Below are 12,559 nucleotides of genomic sequence, written 5' to 3'. Positions count from 1 at the left end.
GTTGTAATTTTTATTTATAAAAGTTCTATTTTTACTTCAACTAAAACAAATCTAATAGAACCATGAAAAAAACGCTTATTCTTTTAGTTGCTTTGATAGCCTATGGGACAAACGCCAATGCCCAGAATGTTACTTTCGGGGTGAAAGCGGGAGCAAACTTCTCTAACCTCAAGGTGGTATTCGACGGTGAAGGAGCCTCCCCAGATGGTGCCACCAGTCTGTATGTCGGTGGTCTCGTCGATGTAGGGATCTCAGAGAATTTCCACTTCCAGCCCGAGCTGCTGTACTCTATTGAAGGAGCTCAGGATGCTGAAGTAAGTTATGTAAACGTCCCTTTAATGGTGAAATACTACCTTGTGGAAGGGTTTAACATACAGGCCGGACCGCAAATCGGTATCCTCGCAGATGCCGAGGGAGGGACTGACGGATTGAAAGGCACTAACTTCGGACTGAATTTCGGAGCGGCCTTTGAAGTTATAGGAGGTTTCTTTGCGGATGCACGGTACAATCTGGGGGTCGCGAATATAGCAGAAGATGACCCGGGTTTTAGTGATGCCAAACTCAGAACCAAAGGATTTCAGCTAGGAGTTGGCTACAGATTTTAAATAATTACCTGACTAGCATTGATAAACAGGGGTTTCGACTCCTGTTTTTTTTTGATCCTTCTCAGAAGGAAAGATTCAAGCCTACACTCACATCGTGAAATAAGGTGCTGATAGGCACTACTGGTTTTGGATCATAGATGTTTTGATACAGCAGGGACAAGCCGATATTTCTGGTAAAATTGTAAGTGATCTCAGAACTGCTTGCCAGGCGATAATTGGAGAAAAAATTACCTAAAGCCGGTTGATAATAACCACTGATATCCAGGGTGAACTCATCGCTCAACTTACTTTTAAAGTTCATATACAAGTTGGCCCTTATTTTTTCAACTTCTATCGGTTTAGGATCTGGGGGTATTAAAGAAGGGTCAGACGTTCCTGAGTATGTCCACCTCTCAAATTCATACGAAGGGCCCAGTCCGGCAAAAAGTCCTTCCCGTGAATTGACCACCAGAGGAACTCGGGCGTTTACACCCACACTGTATTTAATCCGCAATCCTCGTATCTCCTGCCACAAGATCAGCGCATAGGATTCCAGTAATACATTTTGGTGTAAAGGATTTCTGTTCTCGAAATAAACAAACCCACCAGAGAGGATATCTTCGTCCCCGAAACGGGAATATTCAAGTTTGTTTGCTAATGTAAAGGCCTGGCGATTTACCTTAAATGAAATGTCGGCCGTGTTCTCTATCTCAAAAAATTTTTGTTTCACATTCCGGTATCTGAAACTCGGGATAAAGGAGCCTTTGACTCTCTTCGTGGAATCCAGTATGACATTGAAGTTTTCTGTATGCAGCACCTGGCTTTGAGACAACCTGGGGATTGCAAGGCACAGTATCAAAACGGCGGTTAACAGGGATTTCATAGTGATCGTTTTTGAACCGGATAAAGGTAGATAATTAGAATAGACGGAAATAAAAATTGATCTGGTGTACTTGCCAATGCCTATTGATATTCAAGTCGGATTTAGCAGGTGGTCGTGAAATGGAAAACCTTAACCGCCGTTTTGAAAACCAATAGAAATTAGCCGTTTTTCATTTACGCCTTTTTTGGTACTTTTAGCGATTACGAACCTGAACACTAATTGCAATGAAGCTCAACTTACGTCTCATTTTATTTTTCATTCCATTATTTATTATCGCGTTTACGGTAAGCGCCCAACGGCGATCCAAAGCACCGGTCTCTGATCCTTACCCGGAAACTCTGTATTCCAGTCTGGAGTACCGGCTGGTTGGCCCCTTCCGAGGAGGGAGGTCGGCGGCTGTAACCGGAGTTCCCGGTCAGCCCAACCTGTTTTATTTCGGCGCCACGGGAGGTGGAGTTTGGAAGACCACGGACGGGGGAAGGACGTGGGAAAATATCTCTGACGGCTTCTTCGGAGGCAGTATCGGTGCTGTGGAAGTGGCCAAAAGCGACCCCAATGTTATTTACGTTGGAGGAGGTGAGAAAACACTCAGAGGAAATGTCTCTTCCGGCTACGGGGTGTGGAAATCAGTAGATGCCGGAAAGACCTGGAGCTCTGTTGGTCTTGAGAAGAGCCGGCATGTTCCAAGGATTCGAATCCATCCTGACAATCCGGACATTGTCTACGCCGCTGTTCTGGGAGATATCTACAAGCCATCTCAAGAAAGGGGTGTATATAAAAGCACGGACGGGGGTAAAACCTGGAAAAAGATCCTGTATGCCAATGACCAGGCAGGTGCAGTAGACCTCATCCTGGATCCGACCAATCCCAGGATCATTTATGCCTCAACCTGGCGAGCACAGCGTACCCCGTACAGCCTCAGTAGCGGAGGGGAAGGTTCAGCCCTCTGGAAGAGTACAGACAGCGGGGAGACCTGGACAGAGATCTCAAAAAATGAAGGTTTTCCCGAGGATACTTTGGGAATTATGGGAGTAGCAGTATCGCCTGTAAACCCTGACAGGGTATGGGCCATCGTAGAGAATAAGGATAAAGGAGGCCTGTATCGGTCGGAAGATGGAGGAAAGAAATGGAGTCAGGTTAACTCTGAACGCAAACTCAGGCAACGCGCCTGGTACTATACCCGGGTCTATGCCGATACCGAGGACGAGGATATGGTGTATGTCCTGAATGTACGCTATCACAGATCGACCGATGGAGGGAAGACCTTCGAGACATTTAATGCCCCGCACGGGGACCACCACGACCTTTGGATCGCCCCGGAAAACCCAAAAAGGATGATCATAGGAGACGATGGAGGTGCACAGATCTCCTATGACGGAGGAATCACCTGGAGTACCTATTACAACCAGCCCACAGCCCAGTTCTACAGGGTCACCACAGACAACGCATTCCCTTACAGGATCTATGCGGCTCAGCAGGATAATTCTACAATCAGGATAAGACACCGAAGTGATGGCAGGACCATAGGGGACGACGACTGGGAATCTACGGCTGGAGGCGAATCTGCTCACCTGGCCATTGACCCCACTGACAATGATATTGTCTACGGAGGGAGCTACGGAGGCTTTCTGACCCGCGTCAATCATAAGGCGAATACTACAAGAGGCATCAATGTCTGGCCGGATAATCCCATGGGATATGGTGCTGAAGGGATGAAATATCGTTTTCAATGGAACTTCCCCATCATTTTCAGTAAACACGACCCAAAGAAATTATACACCTTTTCCAACCACGTGCACCTGAGCACAGACGAGGGACAAAGCTGGAAACTACTCAGCGGTGATCTCACGCGCAACGATCCCGATAAGCTGGTCTCCAGTGGGGGCCCCATCACACAGGACAACACGGGAGTGGAATATTATTGTACCATTTTTGCCGCTAATGAGAGTCCGCTTAAAGAAGGCCTTTTATGGGTTGGGAGCGATGATGGCCTCATCCACATCTCAAGAGATGGGGGAGAGAACTGGGAAAATGTAACTCCTTCCAACATGCCCGAATGGTCCATGGTGAACAGCATTGAACCTTCTGCATTTGATGAAGGTACCTGTTATGTAGCTGCGACGAGATACAAACTGGGCGACTTTCAGCCTTACCTCTATAAGACCACCGATTACGGTAAAACCTGGCAAAAGATCACCGCCGGGATAGACAGTGAACATTTCACCCGGGTAGTCAGGGAAGATCCCAAAAGGAAAGGACTGCTGTATGCCGGTACGGAAACAGGTATGTACATTTCTTTTAATGACGGCAGAAGCTGGAAGCCCTTCCAGCTAAACCTGCCCATTGTTCCCATCACAGATCTTGCCGTAAAGGAGAACAACCTCGTGGTGGCTACCCAGGGCAGGAGTTTATGGATCATCGATGACCTGACGGTCCTGCACCAGCTCAGGGAAGGGGCTTCCGGTGAGGCTGCGATCCTCTTTAAGCCTAAGGACGCTTACAGGACCAAAGGAGGAACCACAAGGACCCCCTCGAAAACATCAGGGCAGAACCATCCCAATGGGGTGATCACTCATTTCTACCTCAAGGATCTCAAGGAGAAGGATAGTATAGCCCTTACTTATACTACCACTGCAGGAGACACACTTGCTTCTTACAGTTCTTATGCCAAAGAGAACGACAAGAAGCTTAAGGCGAAATCAGGAGGGAACACACATGTTTGGGATACTCGGGGTAAAGGTGCCCAGGATTTCAAAGGTATGATCCTGTGGTGGGCCAATCTCGATGGACCAAAAGCTGTACCAGGAACCTACCGCGTTCACCTTACAGTTAATGGGCAGACACAATCCCAGCCCTTTACCATTTTACCCGACCCCCGGGCCGAGGTTACGGTTGCCCAGATGCAGCAGCAATACGATTTTATCAGCGATATCAACAGCACCGTAGACAAGGCGCACGGTTCCATCAAGAAGATAAGGAAGATCAAGGAACAACTCGATTCCTTCAAAGCCCAGTATAAGGGTAATGAGGCCACCAAAGAGCTGGTGGATAAAGCAAAAGCGATGAAGGCGGATCTCGAAGCAGTGGAAAAGGCCTTGTACCAAACTCAGAACAGGAGCGGTCAGGATCCACTGAATTTTCCGATCAAACTGACCAATAAGCTGGCTCATTTGAACAGCCTTGTTTCCATAGACGATTTCCATCCGACGGCCCAGGATATCATGGTGAAAAATGAACTGACCGCTGAGATTGAGAAACAGCTGGCCCAGTTCGACAAGGTGGTCAGTGAGGAGATCAGGTCGTTTAACGAATCCTTCAATACCCTCAAACTGAATTATTTATTTGTAGAAGAATAAATACCTTATCCGAAAAGGCCCACAAGATTAAACGTGGGCCTTTCGGTATTCCAGAGATAAAGTATCACGCCAATCATCACCTCACATATGAAATCAATTAAGATTTTCCTCCTGCTCTTTGCCATCAGTGGCAGTGCATTGGGTCAGACCGCAGAAACATATTTCAAGCCTTTGAAATACAGAAATATTGGCCCGTTTCGCGGGGGTCGTTCCGTGACAGCAACGGGCGTGGTTGGAGACCCTCTTACCTATTATATGGGCACCACCGGAGGCGGTCTTTGGAAGACCACAGATGCCGGAGTAAGCTGGAAAAACATCTCGGACGGCTACTTTGAGATGGGATCTGTAGGGGCGGTAGCTGTTTCCGCATCAAATCCGAATATCGTCTATTGCGGGATGGGGGAACACGCAGTCAGGGGCGTGATGACTTCCTACGGGGATGGGATGTACAAGTCGACAGATGCCGGGCGGACCTGGAAAAAGATCGGCCTTGAAAAGACACAACACATAGCACGCATCCTTATCCACCCTACTGATCCGAACATTGTATACGTGGCCGCTCAGGGGGCATTGTATGGCCCGACAAAAGAAAGAGGGATCTACAAGAGTACGGATGGAGGGGCTACCTGGAGGCAGGTCCTTTTTGTGAATGAACTCACCGGGAGTAATGAACTCTCCATGGTCTGGTCTACCCCAGAGGTGATGTACGCGAGTATGTGGCACCACCAGAGAACGCCGGACAAGGTGATCAGCGGAGGTGAAGGCAGCGGTTTGTACAAATCGACAGACGGTGGGGAAAGCTGGGAAAAGATCCACAATGGGCTTCCCGAGGAAAAAGGAAAAATGGCAATTGCGGTCAGTCAGGCTAATCCCCAAAAGGTATTTGCACTCATAGAAAGTGATTCTGATAAGGACCAGGGGGGTCTCTTCGTTTCGGGTGATGCCGGGGCATCCTGGAAGATGATTAGTGGGGATAACAGGCTGGTACAGCGGGCCTGGTATTATATTGAAGTATTCCCCGATCCAAATAATGAGCAGGTGGTCTATGTCATGACTGCCCAGGCCCTGAGGTCTATCGATGGGGGGAAGACGTGGGAAGAGATCGAAGGTAAACACGGTGACTACCACGATCTGTGGATCAACCCTTCAGATTCAAGGAATATGATCATCGCTGATGACGGGGGTGCGGCCATTACTTTTGATTATGGTAAAAGCTGGTCTTCCCTGGATCATATGCCCACGGCACAGTTTTACAGGGTCAATGCAGACAGGCTCTTTCCCTATAATCTCTATGGGGGGCAGCAGGATAATACTTCGGTTAGGATCGCCCACCTGGCCCTGTCTGCAGGCAGTATCCGTGAAAGGGACTGGTCTTACTCGGCAGGAGGAGAGAGTGCCTTTCTGGCATTTGATCCGGACGACCCTAGGTACGTGATGGGAGGAAGTTACCTGGGATACATCGACCTGCTCGACACCAAAACAGGCGCAAACACCAAGGTAATGGCTGCTCCTATCCAATACCTCGGTCGGGCAGCACGGGACATGAAATATCTGTTTAACTGGAATGCACCCATCATAAGATCCCAACACGAGCCCAACACCTTCTTTCACTGCGCCCAGTTCGTACTCAGGACTAGGGATATGGGGGTTACCTGGGAGGAAATATCCCCTGACCTCACCCGTAATATAGACGAAAAACAAGGGAAAGGCGGCGGGCCGTATACAGTAGAAGCCGTGGGTGCGGAAAACTACGGGACAATTGCCTATATGACAGAATCTCCCCATGAAAAAGGAGTATACTGGACGGGGAGCGACGACGGACTGGTCTACCTCATACGGGATGGGGGACAGAGTTGGGAGAATGTGACTCCCAAGGGCCTTAAGGAATGCCTGATAAACGCCATCGAGGTGTCTCCTCATAATCCCGGAACGGCTTATATAGCCACTACCCGATATAAGTTCAATGACCATACTCCAGCCCTTTACAGGACAGATAATTACGGAAAGACATGGACAAACATCAGCAGCGGAATACCTTACGGATCCTTTACCCGGGTGGTCAGGGAAGATAAATCTCGTAAAGGATTGCTGTACGCAGGCACAGAAAAAGGGATCTATATTTCCTGGAATAACGGTACTTCATGGGAACCATTGCAACTTAATTTGCCCAAAGCGCCCGTCACAGACCTCATGGTGCACCAGGGAGATCTTCTGGTGGCCACATCAGGGCGGTCCTTCTGGATTCTTGACGACCTGGGGGCTCTCAGCCAGTACGAGCCAGGAAAGCCGGGATTCAGGATCTTCCGCCCGGAAGATGCCCTGAATGCCTCCTGGGGAAGCCCCCTGAACGGAGACGCTAAGGATTTCGACGGAACACACCCCCTTTATGGCGTAAACCCGGCCAACGGAATGGTTTTGTATTACGAACTGCCCGAAACAGTTCAAAGTACTCCGTTGACCATGGAGATCAGGAATGCAGAAGGCAGGCTCATACGCACCTTTACATCAGAAAAAGACACGACCTACCAGGAACACAATGGAGGGGGTCCGCCCCCTAAACCTGTATTGCCAAAAGAAAAGGGATTGAACAGGTTTGTCTGGGATTTGAATCATCCTATCCTGGAGGGCATACCGGGGGTGTATATGGAAGCGGGATTTACCGGCCACAAGGCTTCACCGGGGAGTTATGAGATCCGACTGAGAATGGGCGATGACATTACCGTCACTAAGGGGAATATCCTGCCTACCCCCGGATTCGGGGTAACCGGGGAGGAATATGCTGAATACGACAGGTTTATGAGCGCCATGGAGGCTGAGCTCAATGCGATGCACCGGATGGTAAACCGATTATTTAAGGTTCAGGCCCAGTTGCGAAACCTATTGCAGAACATGGAAGATAGTACCCTCAGGGAATCCGGGAGACAATTGCTTGCAGAATTGGTCGCGTGGGACGAGGACATGATACAGAGGAAATCCCAGGCCTATGACGATGTGGAAAACTTTCCCAATAAATTTACGGCAGAGTATATCTTCCTGATCAACATGACCAACAGCGAGATCCCCCGGGTCAACCAGGGTTCAAGAGACCGAAAAAAAGAACTGGACGTCCAATGGTCGGCTTTGAGAGAAAGGGCAGAACAGATCATTGAAAAATCCATTCCTGCCTATAACAAAATGCTGTGGGATAGCGGAATAGGGGCTATCCAGGTGAATTAGATCCTATGGAATATTACAACTATATAAAATCGCTTCACCTGATCTTTGTCGTTACCTGGTTCGCAGGGTTGTTCTATATCCCCAGACTGTTTGTATATCACATTGAAGCCGCTGAGAAGCCTGAACCCGACAGGACCATCCTTACCTATCAGCTGAAACTGATGACCAAAAGATTGTGGTATATCATCACCTGGCCATCTGCTGTGCTATGTACCCTCTTTGCCATATGGTTGCTGCTGCTCATGCCTTCCTGGCTTAGCCAGCCCTGGATGCATGTTAAATTGCTTTTTGTCGTCTTACTTATTGTTTATCATCTCAAGACCCACCGGATGTACCTGCAGCTTCAGAGGGATGAGATCCGGTATACATCCCACTTTATGAGGATATGGAATGAAGGGGCTACCCTTGTCTTGTTCGCCGTGACCTTTCTGGTCGTTCTTAAGAGTGCATTCGACTGGATCTTCGGAGTAGTGGGAATTATCGCACTGGGAGTACTGCTCATGTTAGGTATACGCCTGTATAAACGGATCAGGGAAAAGAACCCGGAAGCCTGAAAGAGTCGTTTTAAAGCAAAGGAAGAGCAAAGGGATCCTGCAGGCTCGGCATACTTTGGACCGATTATTGCTATCTTTAAGCTCAAATTAAGGCGTCTTGTTCAAGAAGTTTTCCCTCAGGTCCAGGATATTCGTTACCATGATCTTACTGGTGTTGATCGCTTCGGTGCTGATCGCCGGGGTCACCATATATCAATACCGTGAGCAGTCGAGGGACTACCACCAGGAACGCCTTGAAAGAAAGGAAGAACAGGTAAAACAAAGCATTGCCTACACCTTGCAGGAGACGACCTACCCTGTCATTACCGAGAATCTGGGATTGATATTCAAGGATGAGATCTATCGTATCGCGGACGTTCAGAACGTGAATTTCAATATCTATGACCTGGAAGGTCAACTTATCAAAAGTTCCAGGCCAAAATTCTACAATGATTCCATTTCGGAGTGCCTCAGCGCGGAGGTACTGAATGCGCTAAAGGAGAGTGCTGATAAAAGGCTGGTTGAGGACAATCTGGCTGCCGGGGACAAATACCAGGCTTCTTACACGTATATCACGGATCCGAAATTCAAGCCCATTGGCATCCTGAACCTCCCTTATTACGAGGATAATTCCTTTAACAGCATGGAGTTAAGGGAATTCCTTTTCCGCCTTGGAGGGGTCTACCTGCTGATGTTCATCATCGCTATCGTCCTGGCCTATTTTATTTCCAAGTACATAACGAGATCACTGGCGACTATTTCGGAAAAACTCCACCAGACAAACATCGCCAAGCGTAATGAGAAGATCTTCGTCAAGAATCCCAGCGAAGAGATCGTCAAGCTGATCGATTCCTATAACAGTATGATCGACCAGTTGGAGCAAAGTGCAGTTAAACTGGCCAGGAGCGAAAGGGAACAGGCTTGGAGAGAAATGGCGAAACAGGTGGCGCACGAGATCAAAAATCCCCTTACTCCTATGCGGCTCACCGTTCAGAGTTTTCAGCGGAAATTTAATCCTGCTGATCCTGAGGCGAGCAAAAAGATAGAGGAGTTCTCCCATACGCTCATTCAGCAGATCGATACCATGAGTAGTATCGCAGCTGCATTTTCGAATTTTGCTGAGATGCCCGCCCAGCAGAATGAGACTCTTAATGTGGTCAAGACCGTAAAACTGGCTCTGGATATCTTTAATGAGAATTACATCCATTTTATCTCTGAGGAAGAGGAAATAATTGCGAAATTAGACCGTACCCAATTGATCCGGGTCGTCACCAACCTGGTGAAAAATGCGATACAGGCGGTGCCTGATGTCCCCTCACCAAGAATCCTGGTTTCTGTGGCCTCGGAGGGCGACTATGTAAAGATCTCGGTGGCAGACAATGGCATCGGCATACCGGATGAGGTAAAAGAAAAGGTCTTTGAACCCAAGTTCACCACCAAGTCGAGCGGCATGGGACTTGGGTTGGGGATGGTCAAGACCATCGTTGAGACCTATAAGGGAAGCATATCCCTGACTTCACAGCCGGGTAAGGGCACAGTGTTTACCGTGCTGTTTCCAAAAGCGAATAAAACCCCATAATTATGGAATTCAATAATATCCTTGTTTCAATAGAAGACGATCTGGCGATCGTGACGATCAACAGGCCAAAAAAACTCAATGCGCTAAACACTGCCACCATTAAAGAGCTCCACCTTGCTTTTAAAGCTTTGCAAAAGGACAACAAAGTAAGGGTGATCATCCTTACCGGATCCGGGGAAAAGGCATTCGTGGCAGGTGCCGATATCTCAGAGTTTGCCCACTTCGATACAAAACAGGGAGGGCAGTTGGCGGCTCAGGGGCAGGAACTGCTATTTGATTTCGTCGAAAACCTCCAAAAACCGATTATTGCGGCCATCAATGGGTTTGCCCTCGGGGGTGGACTCGAACTGGCCATGTCCTGTCACTTCAGGATCGCAAGTCACAACGCAAGGATGGGTCTGCCCGAAGTGTCCCTGGGAGTCATTCCCGGATATGGAGGAACACAAAGATTACCACAGCTTATAGGCAAAGGCCGGGCGATGGAAATGATCATGACAGGGGGTATGATCGATGTGGAAAGGGCCATAGAATATGGCCTTGTCAATCATATCACCTCCTCTGAAGAACTGCTTGATTTCTGCAAGAACATCGCAAAAAAGATTGCAAAAAATTCCCCTATGGCTATCAGTCAGGCAATAAAAGCCATAAATGCAGGTTTTAAAAATGATGTGGACGGCTTTGAAATAGAGATCAATGCCTTCGGACAATGTTTTGGCACCGATGATTTCAAAGAAGGTACCACGGCATTCCTGGAAAAGAGGAAAGCTTCTTTTCAGGGATCCTGACCACATCAGCCTTAATTCTTACGTATGCTAAAAAAGATCCTGCTTTTCGGGCTGCTAGGCCTGGGAATTCTTGGGTGGGCACAGGAATACCCCATAGAATATACCTTTGGTGAGAAATATAATGATCGGTATAAATACTCTAATCTCCTTGCCATTGAAGATGATGGCAAAGGGGGCAGTATTCTCGTAAGGGCTTATTATACAGGACTTATCCTCAAACCCAAGGGGTATCTTATTGAACACTATGACGAGAACCTGCAACTGATCTCCGAGTACAATTACAAGTTAAAAGAGGGGGAATTTGTCGACGGTTATTTCAGGAATGGGCAGCTGTATCTCCTTTTCCTGGATTATAATTTTGAAGAAGAGGCCTATGAATATTGGGTACACAGAAGTCCGATAGAACCCTTTTCCTTTACCAGCGAAAAGCTCCTGTCTTTTTACTCCGCCCCGGTAAGGCAACCTCTGGATAAGAATTACTACAACAGGAATTTCAATTCGGGTTTTACTACGACCGTGCTTTTTCCGGAGAACAGGAATTCATTCGTCATCAGTACCCATTACAAAAAGGGAAAGAACAACAGGCATGAGATCTATCTCTTTTCCTCCAATCTCAAACAGGTGATGTACCAGGACTTTTCCTCAGAAGTAGAGGAGAAGAACTACGCATTTGAACGCGTGGAGGTATCCGCTGACCTGAGCCAGGTGTTTATCATTGGGAAGGCCTACTTCAAAAAAAGAAGGTTTACGGCCCTGGAACGAAAATTCCAGTATGAACTCATCCGCCTCACTTCCTCCGGGATCACAAATCTGACATTCGATTCAGAAGGGAAATATTCGGAGTCTCTAACGCCACTCTTCAATCAGGGTGACCTGATCTGTGTCGGGTTCTACGCAGACAGAAAGGACAACCGATATAATGGGCTCGCCTATTTCAGGGTAGATCCATCATCTATGGAGATCAAGAGGAAAAAGTACAACCCCTTTACCGAACAGTTCATGTACGATAAATTCGGGCAGGAATACGACAAGGAAATTCAGAACCTCGTCTTTAAAAGTGCCGTGGTCACTCCGGACAACCACATCCTTTTCAATGCCGAAGAATATTTTGTAACTCAGAGTGTTCAAGCCAACTCCAGTGGAGGAAGAATACGGGTAGAAAGATATCACCACAACGATATTGTAAGTGCAAAACTCGATCCCGACGGGAATACAGTTTGGGCCAGGAACATCAATAAATCAGAAGTAACCCAGGGCGACGGGGCTTACACTTCCTATAGCGCCCTGACCAGGGATGGGAAGACTTATTTCTTTATCAGCACGGCTGCAGAAAACCCTCAGGTACTGAATAAGGAGCGCATCATCTTTAAACAGGGCCTGAGTCGAAACAGGAATGTGTTTGTTATTCAGCTGGATGAAAATGGACAGATGAGCTATGAAAAGATCATAGATTCCAAAGATGCGCGCCTCCCCCTTATGGTATCCAGCCCCCTTATAGACATCCCCGAAGGTACCATCCTGTTCTATGCCAAGCGAGGTACCAAAAAACAATTGGTAAACGTAGCCATCCACTAGCAATACCTGCAAATACAAATATTGGAAAATATCCATATATTTGGATAT

At 47.7% G+C, this 12,559-nt stretch carries 8 protein-coding genes; 7 read left to right on the top strand and 1 reads right to left on the bottom strand.

Going from position 1 to position 12,559, the window contains the following annotated elements; translation table 11 throughout:
- The first annotated feature begins 62 nt into the window (after nucleotides 1-62).
- On the top strand, nucleotides 63-605 hold the full coding sequence (locus tag IEV19_RS07410) for a porin family protein (RefSeq protein ID WP_188370018.1): 543 nt from the start codon (nucleotides 63-65) through the stop codon (nucleotides 603-605).
- 61 nt (nucleotides 606-666) lie between these two features.
- Here the strand turns inward: IEV19_RS07410 and IEV19_RS07405 are convergent, their stop codons facing one another.
- Nucleotides 667-1,467, bottom strand: coding sequence for a DUF481 domain-containing protein (locus IEV19_RS07405; protein WP_188370017.1), 801 nt, complete (start codon nucleotides 1,465-1,467; stop codon nucleotides 667-669).
- Nucleotides 1,468-1,691: 224 nt separating this feature from the next.
- On the opposite strand from IEV19_RS07405, the gene IEV19_RS07400 reads away from it, so the two are divergent.
- From IEV19_RS07400 to IEV19_RS07375, 6 genes are all read left to right on the top strand, one after another.
- Complete coding sequence (locus IEV19_RS07400; protein WP_188370016.1) at nucleotides 1,692-4,823, top strand: VPS10 domain-containing protein; 3,132 nt, start codon at nucleotides 1,692-1,694, stop codon at nucleotides 4,821-4,823.
- 87 nt (nucleotides 4,824-4,910) lie between these two features.
- Nucleotides 4,911-8,039 (top strand): WD40/YVTN/BNR-like repeat-containing protein, encoded by a 3,129-nt coding sequence (locus IEV19_RS07395; RefSeq protein WP_188370015.1) that lies wholly within the window; start codon nucleotides 4,911-4,913, stop codon nucleotides 8,037-8,039.
- 5 nt (nucleotides 8,040-8,044) lie between these two features.
- Complete coding sequence (locus IEV19_RS07390; protein WP_188370014.1) at nucleotides 8,045-8,593, top strand: CopD family protein; 549 nt, start codon at nucleotides 8,045-8,047, stop codon at nucleotides 8,591-8,593.
- Between the two features lie 139 nt (nucleotides 8,594-8,732).
- Nucleotides 8,733-10,151, top strand: a complete 1,419-nt coding sequence (locus tag IEV19_RS07385) for a sensor histidine kinase (RefSeq protein WP_188370755.1) — start codon at nucleotides 8,733-8,735, stop codon at nucleotides 10,149-10,151.
- Between the two features lie 2 nt (nucleotides 10,152-10,153).
- Nucleotides 10,154-10,936 carry an enoyl-CoA hydratase/isomerase family protein gene (locus IEV19_RS07380; protein ID WP_188370013.1) on the top strand — a complete coding sequence of 261 codons (783 nt, stop codon included), beginning with the start codon at nucleotides 10,154-10,156 and terminating at the stop codon, nucleotides 10,934-10,936.
- A 24-nt stretch (nucleotides 10,937-10,960) separates the two neighbouring features.
- Complete coding sequence (locus IEV19_RS07375) at nucleotides 10,961-12,511, top strand: hypothetical protein (protein WP_188370012.1); 1,551 nt, start codon at nucleotides 10,961-10,963, stop codon at nucleotides 12,509-12,511.
- The last annotated feature ends 48 nt before the right edge of the window (nucleotides 12,512-12,559 follow it).

This window comes from Muriicola marianensis (assembly GCF_014638095.1).
GTDB lineage: Bacteria > Bacteroidota > Bacteroidia > Flavobacteriales > Flavobacteriaceae > Muriicola > Muriicola marianensis.
Note: the sequence above shows the minus strand (reverse complement) of the source record. Positions and strands in the feature narration are given on the sequence as shown.